At 62.2% G+C, this 14,931-nt stretch carries 17 protein-coding genes and 1 pseudogene; 9 read left to right on the top strand and 9 right to left on the bottom strand.

Going from position 1 to position 14,931, the window contains the following annotated elements:
• Positions 1–47: 47 nt before the first annotated feature.
• Positions 48–815, bottom strand: a complete 768-nt coding sequence (locus ACS4RR_RS12055) for a hypothetical protein (protein WP_456188826.1) — start codon at positions 813–815, stop codon at positions 48–50.
• A gap of 302 nt (positions 816–1,117) precedes the next feature.
• Here ACS4RR_RS12055 and ACS4RR_RS12050 point away from each other — a divergent pair.
• Together ACS4RR_RS12050 and ACS4RR_RS12045 are read left to right on the top strand one after the other, a co-directional pair.
• Positions 1,118–1,613 (top strand): annotated as a pseudogene (locus tag ACS4RR_RS12050) (BA14K family protein).
• A 178-nt stretch (positions 1,614–1,791) separates the two neighbouring features.
• Positions 1,792–2,379, top strand: coding sequence for a GNAT family N-acetyltransferase (locus ACS4RR_RS12045; protein WP_222384276.1), 588 nt, complete (start codon positions 1,792–1,794; stop codon positions 2,377–2,379).
• 132 nt (positions 2,380–2,511) lie between these two features.
• Here ACS4RR_RS12045 and ACS4RR_RS12040 read toward each other — a convergent pair whose 3' ends face one another.
• The 3 genes from ACS4RR_RS12040 to ACS4RR_RS12030 form a co-directional block, all read right to left on the bottom strand.
• Positions 2,512–3,411, bottom strand: a complete 900-nt coding sequence (locus tag ACS4RR_RS12040; protein ID WP_222384127.1) for a DUF3313 domain-containing protein — start codon at positions 3,409–3,411, stop codon at positions 2,512–2,514.
• A 186-nt stretch (positions 3,412–3,597) separates the two neighbouring features.
• On the bottom strand, positions 3,598–4,965 hold the full coding sequence (locus ACS4RR_RS12035; RefSeq protein ID WP_222384126.1) for a sensor histidine kinase: 1,368 nt from the start codon (positions 4,963–4,965) through the stop codon (positions 3,598–3,600).
• Positions 4,965–5,636 (bottom strand): response regulator transcription factor, encoded by a 672-nt coding sequence (locus tag ACS4RR_RS12030; RefSeq protein WP_017964789.1) that lies wholly within the window; start codon positions 5,634–5,636, stop codon positions 4,965–4,967. Before ACS4RR_RS12030 ends, ACS4RR_RS12035 begins: the two co-directional genes overlap by 1 nt.
• Before the next feature lie 139 nt (positions 5,637–5,775).
• Here ACS4RR_RS12030 and ACS4RR_RS12025 point away from each other — a divergent pair, with 139 nt between their 5' ends.
• On the top strand, positions 5,776–5,922 hold the full coding sequence (locus tag ACS4RR_RS12025) for a hypothetical protein (RefSeq protein ID WP_168724812.1): 147 nt from the start codon (positions 5,776–5,778) through the stop codon (positions 5,920–5,922).
• Between the two features lie 14 nt (positions 5,923–5,936).
• Here ACS4RR_RS12025 and ACS4RR_RS12020 read toward each other — a convergent pair whose 3' ends face one another.
• Positions 5,937–6,479, bottom strand: coding sequence for an NADPH-dependent FMN reductase (locus ACS4RR_RS12020; protein WP_017964791.1), 543 nt, complete (start codon positions 6,477–6,479; stop codon positions 5,937–5,939).
• A gap of 157 nt (positions 6,480–6,636) precedes the next feature.
• On the opposite strand from ACS4RR_RS12020, the gene ACS4RR_RS12015 reads away from it, so the two are divergent.
• Genes ACS4RR_RS12015 through ACS4RR_RS12005 form a run of 3 tightly spaced genes read left to right on the top strand, consistent with a single transcriptional unit; the run spans position 6,637 to position 9,259 of the window.
• A complete protein-coding gene (locus ACS4RR_RS12015; RefSeq protein ID WP_222384125.1) occupies positions 6,637–7,656 on the top strand; it encodes an ABC transporter ATP-binding protein in 1,020 nt (339 codons plus the stop codon).
• A complete protein-coding gene (locus ACS4RR_RS12010) occupies positions 7,653–8,453 on the top strand; it encodes an ABC transporter permease (RefSeq protein ID WP_456188825.1) in 801 nt (266 codons plus the stop codon). The genes ACS4RR_RS12015 and ACS4RR_RS12010 overlap by 4 nt, the downstream gene beginning before the upstream one ends.
• A 2-nt stretch (positions 8,454–8,455) precedes the next feature.
• Positions 8,456–9,259 (top strand): ABC transporter permease, encoded by an 804-nt coding sequence (locus tag ACS4RR_RS12005; protein WP_222384123.1) that lies wholly within the window; start codon positions 8,456–8,458, stop codon positions 9,257–9,259.
• Positions 9,260–9,280: 21 nt separating this feature from the next.
• Here the strand turns inward: ACS4RR_RS12005 and ACS4RR_RS12000 are convergent, their stop codons facing one another.
• On the bottom strand, positions 9,281–9,802 hold the full coding sequence (locus ACS4RR_RS12000) for a winged helix-turn-helix transcriptional regulator (RefSeq protein WP_222384122.1): 522 nt from the start codon (positions 9,800–9,802) through the stop codon (positions 9,281–9,283).
• A 90-nt stretch (positions 9,803–9,892) separates the two neighbouring features.
• Between ACS4RR_RS12000 and ACS4RR_RS11995 the strand changes: the two genes are divergently transcribed.
• Complete coding sequence (locus ACS4RR_RS11995) at positions 9,893–10,534, top strand: dihydrofolate reductase family protein (protein WP_222384121.1); 642 nt, start codon at positions 9,893–9,895, stop codon at positions 10,532–10,534.
• Between the two features lie 136 nt (positions 10,535–10,670).
• Here ACS4RR_RS11995 and ACS4RR_RS11990 read toward each other — a convergent pair whose 3' ends face one another.
• Positions 10,671–11,315, bottom strand: a complete 645-nt coding sequence (locus ACS4RR_RS11990; protein WP_222384120.1) for a TetR/AcrR family transcriptional regulator — start codon at positions 11,313–11,315, stop codon at positions 10,671–10,673.
• An 88-nt stretch (positions 11,316–11,403) separates the two neighbouring features.
• Between ACS4RR_RS11990 and ACS4RR_RS11985 the strand changes: the two genes are divergently transcribed.
• Positions 11,404–12,057 (top strand): O-methyltransferase, encoded by a 654-nt coding sequence (locus ACS4RR_RS11985; RefSeq protein WP_170255165.1) that lies wholly within the window; start codon positions 11,404–11,406, stop codon positions 12,055–12,057.
• Positions 12,058–12,126: 69 nt separating this feature from the next.
• On the opposite strand, the gene ACS4RR_RS11980 is transcribed toward ACS4RR_RS11985, so the two are convergent.
• Complete coding sequence (locus ACS4RR_RS11980) at positions 12,127–12,744, bottom strand: TetR/AcrR family transcriptional regulator (protein WP_260108907.1); 618 nt, start codon at positions 12,742–12,744, stop codon at positions 12,127–12,129.
• A gap of 138 nt (positions 12,745–12,882) precedes the next feature.
• Between ACS4RR_RS11980 and ACS4RR_RS11975 the strand changes: the two genes are divergently transcribed.
• On the top strand, positions 12,883–13,914 hold the full coding sequence (locus ACS4RR_RS11975) for an aldo/keto reductase (RefSeq protein ID WP_456188822.1): 1,032 nt from the start codon (positions 12,883–12,885) through the stop codon (positions 13,912–13,914).
• Between the two features lie 139 nt (positions 13,915–14,053).
• Here ACS4RR_RS11975 and ACS4RR_RS11970 read toward each other — a convergent pair whose 3' ends face one another.
• The gene (locus ACS4RR_RS11970) at positions 14,054–14,929 is read right to left on the bottom strand and encodes a bifunctional helix-turn-helix transcriptional regulator/GNAT family N-acetyltransferase (protein WP_222384118.1); all 876 of its coding nucleotides are present in this window, start codon (positions 14,927–14,929) and stop codon (positions 14,054–14,056) included.
• Positions 14,930–14,931 lie beyond the last annotated feature (2 nt).

The following is a 14,931-nucleotide window of genomic DNA, read 5'->3' as shown; positions in this document are numbered from 1 at the left end:
CGGAGGGGCAATGAATTCGGCAAATCCCGAAGGTTCCTCAAAGAGGATTACGGGTTCGTTGTCGTCTCGGTGCTTGTGGCAGAGGTCTCGGTTTCGTCAACACTCTGGGCGGCTTCAGTGGTGTCCGCTGTGCCTTCCATTCCAGTCTCAGAGGTTTCCTCAGTCGCGACCGGGTCTGTCGTCGCGCTCCCGTCGGCCGTCTCGCCGATCGCTGTCTCGGTCTCTGCTGCCGGTGTTTCCGGCGTCGGGGCGGCCGCCGCCAAGGCGTCTCTCATCTGGTCGATCGTCCCGACAGCTGTTCCGACACCGAGCGTCTCCTGTGCCCAGCCTAAAGCCTCCGGCGTGACCGTGCCTGTTTTGGTTGCGGCGGCCAGCGCCGCAGTCAGGGCGGCATCGCCCAATAGCGGATCGTCGGCCGGTGGCGCCACTCCGTTGGTGAGTTCATATTGAGCGTACGCCGTGCTGAACGCGGCAATCGCGGCCATCCGAGGATCGGCCGTTTTCATGAGAGCGTGGAAGTTGCGCTTCAGCGAATTGAGACCGGCGAGCTCTGCTGCTGGCTTCTTTGCAGGTTTTGTCGCAGGCGCTTTGGCGATGGTCGTCTTTTTGGACGTGCCCTTCGTACTGACAGTCTGCTTAGCCGATTTCGTCTTGGCGGCCTTGCCCGTGCTTCCGGTCCGGCCGCTTTCTGTCTTCCCCCTCGAACTGGTGCCGCCCTTTCCGCCGCCGCTATTGCTGCTGCCGCCTCCATGACCTCCGCCGCTGTTTCCGCCGCCGTGGCCACCCACCGCCACCACCACCGTTGCCACCACCATTGCCGCCGCCGTTGCCGCCCTTGGCGAAAGCAGGAGACAAATCGGTGAAGATGATGTTGAGAGGTGCAATCGCCAAGCTCATCGAGAGACAGAGAACACAGAGAATTCTGGAGAGCCGCATGCTAATCCTTACGACATGCACAGGAGTGATGTTACATCTCGGTCATTGATGCGGCCCATCCATAAAGATCTAATTGACTATCTACTTTCAATTTGAACTTGTTGCTGAATTTCTCAAAATGAACCATTCCCCTTCCCCTGCGTTATGCCCTTGATAGATCCGTTTACCCATGGTGAGTGAAATGAACAGAATCGCCATCATTGCCCTGTCGATAGCTACGGCCTTCTCCGGAATGCCGGCCTCGGCAGGCCCGGCGTTCGTGCCGAGCCCGGTGCAATCGGCGCAGCTGGCGCCTCAAAGCGCCGACGCTCGCATCATGACCGTTGGCTGCAATAACTTCACCAACTGCCCGGGTCAGTTCGGCCATAATCGCATTTGGTATCGCAACCGCCACCACTATCGCGACGGGGACTACTATCGCCGACCGGGACTACTACCGCGACGACCGCTATGGCTGGAATCGGCGCTATAACCACCGGTATCACGACCACGACAACACCGGCGCAATCATCGGCGGTTTGGCGGCCGGCGCGCTCATCGGCGGCATCATCGCTTCCCAGCCGCGCACGAATGCCTATAGTTCGCACGCCGACTATTGCTATAGCCGCTACCGGTCATACCGCGCCTATGACAATACCTACCAGCCGAATTACGGCCCGCGCCGCCAGTGCCAGTAATCCGGCCCATCCATCGGAACAAGCCTCGCATGAAGATGCGGGGCTTTTTGATGCCGATGTGTCCCAAAACAACCTCGCCTGCTTTCCAACGGCCCTCAGCCGTGCTTGTCTTCCGGCTCCAGCCGCGCGGATCGAACCTGCCGAGTCGCCCCGCCGCCTGACAGAGCGCGGGTGATCGATATCTGCAGAGACAGCAAAGCCCGGCACCCGCATCGTCCTGCTTCCCCCTGATCTGGAAAACCTGTCAGGCTTCGAAGCGGCGCTCGCCGCCGGCTGGTCTCCCGATCCGCGCCGCGCCGGCGATGAAGCCTATGTTCACGGTGAGCTTCAGCGGCTGCGCCAGGACAGATCGAGGTTTCTCGACGATCTCATTCCTGATGGCAAGTGGCGCGCCGGATCCGGATCGCCGCCTCTCACCACCCGTCTGTTCTGGATCTGGGACGGCGAATTCTGCGGCAGCATCAGCCTGCGCTTTCAAGCTAGCACCGAAGAGCTGCCGCCCGAGGTGCCGGGCCGTGTGGGCTATTCCCTGGTGCCGTGGAAACAACGCAATGGCCGCGCGACGGCCGCCCTGAGCCTTCTGCTAACCGTTGCGGCGAAGGAAGGCCTCGACCGACTGGTCATCCTCTGCAACGAGCACAATGACGCCTCGCGGCGCGTGATCGAGCGCAATGGCGGCGAATTGTTCATGCGCGGCCCGCATCCCTCCGACAGGCCCGATCAGATCAAACTGTATTTCTGGCTGAAGCCCAGAGCCGCCGGCTGACGTGAAATGCGCGGCGCATTTTCAGACGGACGGAGCACAAGCCTTGCCTGCCTTTGCTCCGTCCGTCCCGTCAGCCTGGAGCGGACTGAGTGCTGGTCGCGGCGGCTTGTCGGGCGCCGGCGCCGGATTCTCTCAATTGGTTACCGCTGGTTTCGGCTTCTTCTCGGTCCATTGCGGCGGCGCGCCGTATTTGGCGGCCACAGTCCCCATCAGTCCGGGCGGCCGGCCGAAGGCGTCGCAGGCGGCGTATTTCGGTTTTCCGCCGAGCCAGGATTTCATCCGCTGCCCTGAGGGCAGCGAGATATCCACTCCATTCGGCTCTTTGCCTTTGATCAGCATGCGCGAAAACTCGCTGCTGAATTTCGCAGCCAGGCTATAGGCGTCACCGACTTCGGAAACGCGGGGGCTGTTCTGCAGCGAGTTTGCCCCGCGCGACCAGACGATCGCCGCCCGCTGCACGCCACCGCTATCGACGGCTTCCGCCTCGACCGCCAGTCCGCCGAGGCCGGCCGGCAGCCGCGGCACGGCGACCGGCAGCATGAAACCGGTGCCGACGGTCACGACGGTCGAAACACCAGCCATCGCCTTGTTGGTCGGCACGATGTCGGTGACGACCGAGCGGATTGTCAGGTCCGCCGGCTGACCGGCAGAGACCAGTTGATATTTGTCGCTGAGCGAAATGCAGAGCGCCCGGTCCAGCGCGTTCGCCACCATCACCCGGTCCGCGTCCGATTTAACGCGGATCGCGGCGCTGAAAGCGAAAGTCGTCGGCACGATGCTCACCGTCTTTGCCGGGCCAAGGCGCGCGCCATCGACATAGACGCGCGATTTCGACAGCTTGCCCTTCGGCGCGCCGAGATTGCCGTAGGAAGAAAGCGTGCCGGCCTCTTTCAGCGGCACCGAGCTGCACCCGGCCGCGGCCATGGCGAGCGCCACCGGCAGAGCGAGGGACAAGCCTCTCGACGCCAATTGGAAGGAAAATGGAAATGGATTGCTGCGCACGCTGTCTGGCCTCCGTCGTCGATAGCGCATAACCCCGAAAATCGAGATCGATTTTCGCGGAGGATTATGCGCAGGTTTAAAGCTCTAGAGCGTCCTGGCGCGTCCTGTCGGACGCGCGGCGCTCTAGGGTCGGGCGAAAGTGGCGGTCGAGAATTGCCGCAACATTACAGATCACTTCCCTGAGCCTTTACCGATCAGAACCAAGGCGGATGCTGCTCAAGCAGGCCTGCCCTGTGCGAGTTCGATCGTCACCCGCGTCCCGACAGCACTGCTCTCGATGCTGACCTCGCCGCCATGATTTGCGACGATCTGCTTGACGAGGCTGAGGCCGAGACCGGCGCCCTTGCTCTTCGGAGTGACTCGATAGAAGGGCTCGAAAACCAGCTCCCGATGCTCGGCCGGAATGCCCGGCCCTTCGTCGGCGACACTGATCTGCCCCACCCCGGAAACCGAGCCCGACACCGAAACCGTGATCATGCCCCTGTTGACGCAGTGATCGATGGCGTTGCGTACCAGGTTGCTGACCGCCCGCGGCAGAGCCGAAGGGCTGCCGCGGCGTTCAAGGCTCTCCACCTCACTTTGAAAGCAGATCTGGTAGCCGCCGGCAATGGCCAGCGGCGCAAGATCGGCGACCACCATCCGACCGATCTCGACGAGATCGACCGTTTCGTCGAGATCGGCCGCCTGGTGGTTCCGCTCGAAATCGAGCAATTGTTCGGCTGCCTCGGCCAGCCGCGCCACGTCGTCAAGCAGCCGCTGCCGCTCGCGCCCATCGGGCATGCCGTCGATGCGCGTCTGCATGATAGCGATCGGCGTCCGCAGCTCATGCGCCGCATCGATCAGGAAACGCTGGCGTTTCTTAAACTCGATCTCAAGCCGCTCAAGCGTTCCGTTAAAAGCAATCACCAATGGTGCGATTTCCGTGGGGATACCATCCACCGGCAATCGGGCTCCTTGCCGGCGGGGTTCGATTTCCGATGCCTTGCTCGCTATATCCTTCACGCCGGCCAAAGCGCGCGCTACGACGCGGGGGATCGTTAGAAAAACCCCGGGCAAAGCGATGGCCAAAAGTGGTGTGTAAATGAGGTAGGTTTTGCCGAGTATTGCCAGAAATGCGGAGCTTCTGCTGGCGTTTCCGCCGTACATCACTCTGTATTCGCCTTCTGCCGTGTCGACACGGTCGATGGAGGCGACCTCGGTCGTACCGGACGCCCCTCGTATGTCGGCGTCTTTGATGAGGTAGACGTACCGGGCTAGGTCCGCATAGGGCGCCGGTATTACGCCGTAGGAGGCCGTTTCTCCACTGGGTGTGGCGACGAAAAACCAGAGCCTGTTGTTCTCAGCCTTGAACGACCTGAGACGCGGGCTATCCGCGATAGCGATCCTATCCTGCGAGTCACGCGTAAGAGCTTCCTCGAGGGCTGCAGTCAGCTGAACCTGCATTCCTTCATTGGGCGAGAGGATGCTGGTGGCGTAAATGCAAAGACCGATGATCACCGTCGCAACAACAGCCACGAAAACGATACTGAGCTGCCAGCTGAGCGTCCACCAGAGTGAAAGGTTCGACCTGGTAGCTTGGCGCATCACTCCTCCTTCATGAGATAACCGACACCGCGGATATTGTGGATCGCGACGCCGGCGCCGGCATCGATCAGCCGCTTGCGCAGCCGCGAAATATGCGCGTCGAGCGCATTCGACTGGATTTCCTCTTCGTAGTTATAAACCGCCGCCTCCAGTGTCGAGCGCAGTACGGTCTTGTCTTTGCGCCTTGCGAGTGCCGCCAGCACCAGAAGTTCGCGCCGGGGGAGATCGAGCGGCACGGCATCGACGGTGACGCTGAGATGCAGCGGGTCGATCACCATCCGCCCGGCGGTGATCTTGAGTTCGGCCAATTCAGGCGATCGCCGCAGCACGGCCCTGAGCCGCGCCATCAGCTCCTCGACCAGGAACGGCTTTCCGAGATAGTCGTCGGCCCCGAGGTCGAGGCCCTCGATCCGCTCCTTCGGTTCGTTCAGCGCCGTCAGCACGATGATCGGCGTATCCTTCCCCGTCCGCCTGAGCTCGGGAATGAAGCTCAGCCCCTCCCCATCGGGCAGGCGCCGGTCGAGCAGGATCGCATCGTAGAGGTTCTGCCGCGTCAGCTCGACGGCGTCGGCCAGATGCACCGTGTGGTCGGTGACGATCCCATGTTTGCCGAGTGCGGACGACAGCGCCTCGGCCAACTCCCTCTCATCCTCTATCAACAGTATCCGCATCGCCTGTCCATTGTCTCGTTCTCCCCTCTGTCCGCCACAAGGGTTGCGGCAGCATTGCGGAGCTCGCAAGGCAGCCGGTCATGCTGCCGCAATCGTCGAGGTCCAGCACAAGGAATATTCTCGGTAGCTGGAGATCAAGATGATCCGACCTATCCTCCGTTTCCTGACGAGACACGTCCTCTCCGCTTTTATCCTCGCCGTACTGCTCGCAGCCCCGCTCGTCATTCTGCACACGCTTCACGAAAAGACGGCGTTCGAGAACGGCCTGCTGATGGAGGTTCGATGATGCAGCGGCGGACCTCAGGCGATCTTGCTGTCTGCCATGCAATAGGCCGAGAATGCCTGAAGATAAGCCTGCACTCTGGAACGGTTCTCTGCTGCCCCGACGGCCTTGAACACCTCGGCCGGCTCCAGCTTCATGAGAGGAAGCCTGAGGAAAATATTGCACGCAAACCGGTCGGTGACTGTCGCAAGGATAGTGCGAAGGCCTGCCAGCATGTCATCACCGCGATGCGATGCGTGCAGCAGGGCGATCGGTTTATGGACGATCTCATCTCCGGATACGAGCCAGTCGATCGCATTCTTGAGGCCGCCGGGGATGGATCGGACATATTCCGGGCTGGCAATGATCACCCCGTCGCTCTGAGCGATCAAATCGATGAAATCCCGCACCGCCTCCGGTAGATTCTCCCCCTCGAGATCAGGCGAGAATACCGGCAACCGCCCCACGCCGTCGAAGATCGAAATCTCGATCTCGCTTGGCGCAACGGCGCGGACAGCCTGCAGCATGGCGGTATTGGTGGAATTGCGCCGGGCGCTGCCGGATATTGCGAGAATCTTCATGATCCTAACAGGAATCGATTGATCATGGCTGTCAACGCAAAAGGCTAGGTTCGATTGAGTAACGCCAAAAAAGCGACTTTTGCTTGAACTGGCCGAGCCCCGCGTTAGCCTGGGTATTGCTGCCGAATCGGCTGGAATCACCCTCGAGGAAATACATATGACGGCTTTGATCGAGGCGCGGGGCGTCAGCAAACGCTTTCGGCAGCACAAGAGATTTCCGGGCCTGCTGGGCGCGCTGAAGACACTGGTGACCAACCAATATACGGAAGTTCTGGCCGTTTCCGACATTGGTTTCGACATCGCGGCGGGCGAAGCCGTGGGCTATCTCGGCCCCAATGGCGCCGGCAAATCGACGATGATCAAGATGATGACCGGCATCCTGGTGCCGAGCGCCGGCATGCTCTCGGTGCTCGGCCGAACGCCGCATCTGAAGCGCATGGACAATGCCCGCGAGATCGGTGTCGTTTTCGGCCAGCGCAGCCAGCTATGGTGGGACCTGCCGCTGATCGACAGTTTTACCCTGCACCAGCGCATCTACGACATATCAGTCGCGCGTTATGCGGATAATCTCAGGCGCTTCAGCGAGTTGCTCGACTTGACGCCCTTTCTCGACCGCGCGGTGCGCCAGCTCAGCCTCGGCCAGCGCATGCGCGCCGAGATCGTGATGTCACTGCTGCACGATCCCAAGATCCTCTTTCTCGACGAGCCGACCATCGGGCTTGATGTCGTCGCCAAGGATGCCGTGCGGCGTTTTCTCGCCGAGATCAACCGCGAGCGCGGCGTCACCATCATCCTCACCACTCATGACCTGCAGGACATCGAGACCATTTGCCCGCGGCTGATCATGGTCGACCATAGCAGGCTCATCTTCGACGGCGAATTGAAGAGCCTGCGCGCGGCATTGGGCTCGGCCCGGCGGCTGACACTCGAATTTGCCAGTGACCCTGGACCGCTGCCATTGCGCACCGCGGCTCTCGTCAGCGACGAGGGCCTGCGCAAGAACTATCTCATCGAGCGTGAAGACATCTCGCTGGTCGCAGTCTTGTCGGAGGTCGGCAGCGGGCGCGACCTTAAGGACGTGGCGCTGCACGAGCCCGACATCGAAGAGGTCATCCGCACTTTCTACCAGCGCCGCAACGCCGACCGGCATAGCAATGCCAAGGCCCGGGCATCATGAGCGCCTATTTCGCCTTCGCGCGCAGTTCCTTCCATTCGCAGCTCGCCTACCGCAATGAAGTATGGGCCAATATCTTCGGCAAACTCGTACAGGTCTTCGCGCGTGTCGCCATCTGGCAGGCGGCCTATGCCGGCATCGGCGGCATCGTGGTCGAGGGCGTTTCCCTGCAGCAGATGGTCACCTATGCCCTGCTCGGCGGCGCGGTGATGGGCGCCACCCGCCCCGAAAGGATCATCGGCGAGATCGGCAGGTCACTCAAGACCGGCGATATCGCGGTCTGGCTGCTCAAGCCCTTGTCCTTTCCGCTCTATCTCTTCGCCAACGAATGCGGCAGCTTCGGTTATCGCCTGATGACCCAGGTCATTCCGACCGTCGCCTTCACCGCGTTGTTTTACGGCATGCTGCCGCCGGCGAGCCTGTTCGATGGCCTGATGTTCGTCGCCTTCTGGGCGCTGTCCTTTGCGCTGCTGTTCCTGATGTCGGCGCTCTTCGGCCTCATCGCCTTCTGGCTGATGACGAGCTTCTCGCTGGACTGGATCCTGGGCGCTCTGCTGCAATTGTTCTCCGGCCTGCTGGTGCCCTTCTGGTTCTTCCCCGAACGTCTTGCCAGGATTGCCCGCCACCTGCCCTTCGCCTGGGTGGTCTATTACCCCAATGCCGTCTATCTCGGCAGGCTTTCCACGGCCGAAGTCTTGCTCCATCTCGGCCTGGGCCTTGCCTGGGCCGCGTTGTTCCTGGCCGGAGTCCTCTGGCTGTGGCGCCGCGCCTCCACCCGCATCACCGTGCAGGGAGGTTGATCATGCTCATGCACCACCTGCGCGTCCTTCCACTGCTGGTCCGGATGCATGTCCGCTCCAAAATGGAATATCGCGGCGCTTTCTGGCTCGACCGTCTTGCGCAGATCCTTTCCTATGGCAGCGTCTTCGCCACCATCGGCATCCTGCTTGCCCGCTTCGACACCCTCGGCGGCTGGACCTGGCCGGAGCTTGCGCTGCTGTTCAGCTTTCAGCTGCTCGCTTATTCGCTGGGTGCCGCGATGAGCTTCGTGCAATTGCGCGAGCTCGAAGAACTGGTGCGGCTCGGCACTTACGACACGCTGTTGGTCAAGCCTTTCAGCCCTTGGGCCTATCTGGTCTTTTCCGGCCTCAATATCGGCTATGCCGGCCACGTCATCCTCGCAGTGGCGCTGATGGCTTGGGCCGTTCTGTCCGTCGACTTGACCTGGTCGGTCTGGTCCGCGTCATTCTTCATTGCTGCGCTTATCAGCGCGACGCTGCTGACGGGTGCCCTCATCACCATGATCGGCGCCACGGCATTGATTTGGGTGCGGTCCAACCATCTGTTCTCGATCTTCTTCGGCTTCTGGGAATTGACGCGCTACCCGCTCAATATTTTTCCCGGCGGCATCCAGACCATCCTGATCACCGCGGTCCCGTTGGCCCTCACCAGCTCGGTCCCCGTCGGTGCCCTTCTCGGCAAGCCCATCCCGATCCTCGGGGACTGGGCTGGGCCCGTGGCTCTCATGGCCGGCCCGATCTGGGTGTTGATCGCAATCGCTCACTGGCGGTATGCCACCGGCAAATACCAGGGTGCCGGCGGCTGATCGGACCGACTTCCCTCGATATCAGGATGCCTGCGACAACGCTCTCGCGCGGACCTCGAGGAACGCCGCCGTCAACTTGGCGAGTACCGGTGAGGTGCATGTACCATTGGCGCCGCCGATCGGATCGACGATGTGGATCTGCCGGAGATCCTCCATGAATGCGTCCCACAGCGGCGGCCCGCCTTCTTCGAGAAGCTGCGCGCGAATGCTCAGCTCCTCGCTCACAGGCATATGTCGCCGCCCCCACGCACCGATCATGGCGAAGACGGGCACCAGCTGGATCGCCGGCTCCGCCAGGCTGTAGATCGCTTTCTGACTGTGGCTCGGATCGTCCCGCTTGCTGATGAACCCGAGCGAGAGCAGGCGCTTCAGCCTGGCGGCCAGAATGTTGGAGGCGATCCCCTCCTCCGAATGGGTCAGAAGATCGCGGAAATGGCGGCGGTTGCCAAACATGATGTCCCGGATGATGATGAGGCTCCACCGGTCGCCCAACACTTCCATCGTCAGGTTGATCGGGCAACCCGACCGCAGTTCGATATCCACGATATTCTCCTTGAGAACTGGTTGCAATATAGGATCACTTATGCAACAAGGCAACTAGTTTCAATTTGCAATCAGATGGAGGAGAGCAGCATGTCCAAGGTGCGTGTCGCAGCATTTTCCCTTTCCGTGGATGGTTTCGGCGCCGGGCTGGAGCAAAGCATGAACGATCCGCTGGGCAAGCGGGGAACGGAGATGTTCGAATGGTTTTTCCGTACCCGCACCTTCCGCACGATGACCGGAAAGGACGGCGGTTCTGAGGGCGTTGACGAGGATTATGCGGCCCGCGGCATGGCCAATTTCGGCGCCTTCATTCTCGGGCGCAACATGTTCGGCCCCATCCGCGGCAATTGGCCGGATGACGCCTGGAAAGGCTGGTGGGGACCGAACCCGCCCTATCACGCGCCGACCTATATCCTGACGCATTATCCCCGCAAACCGATCGCCATGGAGGACGGCACGACGTTTCACTTCATCACCGGCGGCATCGAAGAAGCGCTTGACAAGGCGAGGGCCGCGGCCGGCGACAAGGATGTGAAAATCGGCGGCGGTGTCAGCACCGTCCGTCAGTATCTGCAGGCCGGTCTGATCGACGAACTGCATTTCGCCATCTCGCCGGTCGTGCTCGGCAAGGGCGAGGCGATGTTTGAAGGCATCGACCTCCCGGCCCTCGGCTTCCGCGTCGCCGAGCATGTCGCGACCGAACACGCCACGCATATCGTGCTGGCCAAATAAACGAGCCCTTCGGGATCTTTCACGCTAAGTGATGCCGCAGGGTGCCTCCGGCAACCATAGGCATACGAGATCGCCATTGTGGAACCAGACGGGCAGTTCCAAAATGTAGGACGAGGCGGGTGTGCCGCCGGGAACGTTATGCCCGGTCCCGGCCGAACCCAAGCCGTTCGAGGTAGGCGCAAAACATGTCGGCCATGCCGTTGGCATAGGCGTCGATCTCGGCAAGGCTCCGCGGAGCCTCCGAGAACTGCTTGCCGACCGTGCCGAGCGTCGTGGTGATCAGCTCGCCGGCAAGCGCCCGGGTCGCCTCCGGCGCAGAAGGCAGTACTTCCTGCATGAACAGTTCGACGATGCGGTCTCCCGATGCCCTCGCCGCCTGCGCCTCCGGTGCATCGCGATAAAGGGGTGCTGCGTCATGGAGCGCCACGCGCATCGCCGCCTCCTCGCACTCCGAGCGGAGGAAGGCATGGACGAGGCGGCGCAGCCGTTCAAGCGGCGGCCTCTGCGCATCGGCAAGGATGCCGCCGAGCATGTCCGTCGTCTGCCGCCATTCGTCGCTCTGCAGCCGGAAGAGAATCGCCGCCTTGTTGGGGAAATATTGGTAGAGCGATCCGATGCTGACGCCGGCCCTTTCGGCCACCCGCGCCGTGGTGAAGCGCTGGGCGCCTTCCCGCGCCAAAACCTGAGCAGCGGCATCCAGGATCGCCGCCACGAGCTCGCTCGATCGGGCCTGCTTGGGCTGTTTTCGTGAGGAAATCCGGGCTCTTGGACGATCGGTCATGGCAGCGCTCCGCAATGCGAATAGCAGATGCGACGAATTACTCGTATTTTTCGTCCTACACAAGAACCTGTCATCAAGGAGATTTTACATGACGACACTGACCACCGCCCCGCTGGCACCCCTGCTCGACGGCCTATTCGAGGAGGCAGCCGCGGCAACGAGCCCTGCAATGTCGGGCCTGTCAGGCGATGAGCGAATGCGCCTGATCGGCAGCAAGACCGAATATCTCGAGCTTTACGGGCGCCTTAGAGATCTTTGGCTTCCCGTCTCCAGGGAGGCCGGCGTGCTGCTCTACATGCTGGCGCGAAGCAGCCGCGCACGAACGATCGTCGAATTCGGCACATCCTTCGGCATATCGACCCTCCATCTCGCCGCCGCGCTGCGCGACAATGGCGGCGGCCGGCTGATCACCAGCGAGTTCGAGCCGTCGAAGCTGGCCCGCGCCCGCGCCAACCTGGCGGCCGGCGGCCTCATCGATCTCGTCGAGATCCGCGAAGGCGATGCCCTTGAGACCCTGAGCACGGATCTCCCGGAAACGATCGACCTGCTGTTCCTCGATGGCGCCAAGGCGCTCTATCGCGATATCCTGGAACTGGTGGAAGACCGCCTGAGGCCTGGCGCTCTCATCGTCGCCGACAATGCCGACCTCTGCCCGGACTATCTCGCCCGCGTACGCTCGCCCGCGGCCGGCTACCTCTCGACACCATTCGAAGAGGATATCGAACTGTCGATGCGGACCTGATGACGCAAGGCCGTTGCCCGGCCGAGCGCGCGTGCCGGCCGGGCAACGGCCTGTTTCATCGGCACACCTTCATCGCTGTACAGCGCCGTAGCGCAGCCCGTCGACCAGCAGGGAAACCATACGCCGAGCATGTTCGGACCCTTGGGCGTAGGCGTGCATGCTGAGGCTTGCGGCCGCATTCAAAAGATCCTCGGCGGCGATATCGGTGCGGACCTCACCGGCGGCAGCGGCGGCGTCGAGAAGCGAGCGAAGGGCGGGCTGCAGCCGCTGCTGGAAGTAGGCGGGCAACGCATCGAAGGCTGGGTTGCCGGAATGCAGGGCCGCCGCAAGCCCGCGCTTGGCCGCGATGAAATCCACGAAACGCTGCATCCATCTGGCCAGCGCCTCGCCCGGCGCATGTTCGGCGGCAAGGATGGGCGCAGCGTCAGCGCAGGCATCGATTTCGCGGCGGAAGACGGCGACGACGAGGTCGGAACGCTCGGGAAAATGCCGGTAAACGGTGCCGATTCCGACACCGGCCTTCTCCGCGATCTCACGCACCGGGGCATCGACGCCGGAGGTCGCAAACACGGTCAATGCAGCCTGAAGCAGCCCGTCGAGATTGCGCTTGGCGTCGGCGCGCACGCGCCTGTTCGCCCTTTCCCCGGGCTTCACGCCGTCCTCCTGCTCCTTTCTCTCGTCGCTCATTATTCACTCGCTTGCAAAACGGAACATTGTTCCGTATAAAAACGGAATACGGTTCCGTTTATGCAAATTAACACAGCGCGACGGTGTTGGCCACATCGTTGCGCACGAAGTCCGCCTCCACAATAAAAGGAACAGACCATGCAATACCGCACGCTTGGAAGAACCGGCATCAAGGTCAGCCCCTATTGCCTCGGCGCCATGATGTTTGGCGCTGCCGGCAATCCCGACCACGAGGATCTGATCCGGATCATCCACAAGGCTCTCGATGCCGGCATCAACTTCATCGACACCGCCGATATCTACAGCCGCGGCGAATCCGAGGAGATCGTCGGCAAGGCACTCAAGGGCCGGCGCGACGACGTCGTGCTTGCCACCAAGGCGCATCTGCCGATGGGCGACGACCCAAACCGGCAGGGCAATTCGCGCCGCTGGTTGACGCGGGCGGTCGAGGATTCGCTCCGCCGCCTGCAGACCGACCATATCGATCTCTACCTGATCCACCGGCCGGCACCCGATACCGACATCGAGGAAACACTCTCGGCCCTCACCGACCTGATACGGGCGGGCAAGGTGCGTGCCGTGGGATCGTCGACCTTCCCCGTCTCGGAAATTATCGAGGCGCAATGGGTTTCCGAGCGCCGCGGGCTGGCACGTTTCCGCGCCGAGCAGCCGCCCTATTCGATCCTCAACCGCAGCATCGAACGCGAGGTTCTGCCCGCCTGCGAACGTTACGGAATGGGCGCGATGGTGTGGAGCCCGCTGGCGATGGGCATGCTCACCGGCAAATACCGAAAGGGCGCGCCGCAGCCCGATAGCGCCCGCGCCAAACGCTTCCCCAGGCAGATGAACGACGAGCGTCGGCTGGACGCGGTCGAACGGCTCATCCCGCTCGCCCAGCAGGCAGGGCTCTCGCTGGCGCACATGGCGATGGCCTTCACCATCGCCCATCCGGCCGTCACCTCGGCGATCATCGGCCCGCGCACGATGGAGCACTTCGACGATCTGCTTGCCGGCGCCGGGGTGAGCTTGACGGACGAAATCCTCGACCGGATCGACGCGATCGTCCCGCCCGGCACCGACACCGGCCCGTTGGAGGCGGCCTATAATCCGCCTGCTGTAACGCAGCCGAACCTGCGCCGCCGCCCGATAACGGAGCGCTTCGCCGCCTGACCGGCAGGGAGTGAGGCCCGGTCCTGCAAAGCAGGAGCGATCGATCCAGTGAATCGATCGCAGGGCCGAACGCCCTGAGCCATGCAAAGGACCAGCAGCGGCGCCTTCCCTACTTCGGGCAGCAAAAAGCGACCTTCACTTAAAGGCGCTTTTCAAAGAACGTGTCCGGGTATGGGTCGTCGTTGAAACGGTCGATCTCACTCCAACCCGTTCCGCGATAAAGCTGTGTTGCCTCGGGCAGCGCGCTATTCGTATCCAGGCGCAGGAGCTTGATGGATAGCTCGCGGGCGATGTTCTCGGCGGCCGTCATAAGGCGCGTTGCGAGCCCAAGGCCACGCGCAGACGGGGCGACCCAGAGCCTTTTGATCTCCGCAACCTTGCCACCATTGCCCTTCAGACCGACACAGCCGATCGGCAGGCCATCTGACATGGCCACCAGGAACGCACCGCGCGGGCGGACCATATCTTTGGCGTCGGGATCGCGAGAAAGCGATACATCGAAACCCTTCTCGAAGCGGCGTGCGAGTTCGCCGTAGTATTCGCGCAGACAATAGCTGGCGTCTTCGTGCCGCGGGTCTTTCTCCTCGAGCACGATCTGCTCACGCCTCAGCGAAGAAGCGACGATATCCATGGCGCGCAGCAGTTCGTCCGGGCGGCGATGGCGCGCCAGAAACAATTTCGCCTGCGCATCGGAAAGCTCCTCATAGGCCTGAAACTCGCAATGGCCGGTTTCGGTCAATCGGGCAACGCGGCGGCGCGCGTCCTGAGGGTTCGGTAGCGTCTCGATGAGACCTTCCTCTTCCAGACTGCGCAGCAGACGGCTCATCAAGCCGGAGTCGAGACCGAGATAATCGCGGATCACCGCAACATCCGTTTGTCCCCGGCCGATCGAATTGAGGACACGGGCAGCGCCCAGCGGACGGCCGCGTCCGAGGAAAGACGTATCGAGAGCGCCGACTTCGGAGGTGACGGCACGGTTGAAACGTCGGACACGAGAGACAGGATCGTAGGTCATAT

The sequence above is a fragment of the Rhizobium zaerense genome, assembly GCF_051810725.1.
In the GTDB taxonomy this organism is placed as follows: Bacteria; Pseudomonadota; Alphaproteobacteria; order Rhizobiales; family Rhizobiaceae; genus Rhizobium; species Rhizobium leguminosarum_I.
Note: the sequence above shows the minus strand (reverse complement) of the source record. Positions and strands in the feature narration are given on the sequence as shown.

Bases quoted from the DNA above. Each gene is read 5' to 3' on its own strand.
- ACS4RR_RS11970 (WP_222384118.1), bottom strand. From the start codon at position 14,929: ATGACCTACGATCCTGTCTCTCGTGTCCGACGTTTCAACCGTGCCGTC.
- ACS4RR_RS11980 (WP_260108907.1), bottom strand. From the start codon at position 12,744: ATGAGCGACGAGAGAAAGGAGCAGGAGGACGGCGTGAAGCCCGGGGAA.
- ACS4RR_RS11990 (WP_222384120.1), bottom strand. From the start codon at position 11,315: ATGACCGATCGTCCAAGAGCCCGGATTTCCTCACGAAAACAGCCCAAG.
- ACS4RR_RS12035 (WP_222384126.1), bottom strand. From the start codon at position 4,965: ATGCGCCAAGCTACCAGGTCGAACCTTTCACTCTGGTGGACGCTCAGC.
- ACS4RR_RS12025 (WP_168724812.1), top strand. From the start codon at position 5,776: ATGATCCGACCTATCCTCCGTTTCCTGACGAGACACGTCCTCTCCGCT.
- ACS4RR_RS12040 (WP_222384127.1), bottom strand. From the start codon at position 3,411: ATGCGCTATCGACGACGGAGGCCAGACAGCGTGCGCAGCAATCCATTT.
- ACS4RR_RS12010 (WP_456188825.1), top strand. From the start codon at position 7,653: ATGAGCGCCTATTTCGCCTTCGCGCGCAGTTCCTTCCATTCGCAGCTC.
- ACS4RR_RS12005 (WP_222384123.1), top strand. From the start codon at position 8,456: ATGCTCATGCACCACCTGCGCGTCCTTCCACTGCTGGTCCGGATGCAT.
- ACS4RR_RS12015 (WP_222384125.1), top strand. From the start codon at position 6,637: ATGACGGCTTTGATCGAGGCGCGGGGCGTCAGCAAACGCTTTCGGCAG.
- ACS4RR_RS12020 (WP_017964791.1), bottom strand. From the start codon at position 6,479: ATGAAGATTCTCGCAATATCCGGCAGCGCCCGGCGCAATTCCACCAAT.
- ACS4RR_RS11975 (WP_456188822.1), top strand. From the start codon at position 12,883: ATGCAATACCGCACGCTTGGAAGAACCGGCATCAAGGTCAGCCCCTAT.
- ACS4RR_RS12055 (WP_456188826.1), bottom strand. From the start codon at position 815: ATGGTGGTGGCAACGGTGGTGGTGGCGGTGGGTGGCCACGGCGGCGGA.
- ACS4RR_RS11995 (WP_222384121.1), top strand. From the start codon at position 9,893: ATGTCCAAGGTGCGTGTCGCAGCATTTTCCCTTTCCGTGGATGGTTTC.
- ACS4RR_RS12030 (WP_017964789.1), bottom strand. From the start codon at position 5,636: ATGCGGATACTGTTGATAGAGGATGAGAGGGAGTTGGCCGAGGCGCTG.
- ACS4RR_RS11985 (WP_170255165.1), top strand. From the start codon at position 11,404: ATGACGACACTGACCACCGCCCCGCTGGCACCCCTGCTCGACGGCCTA.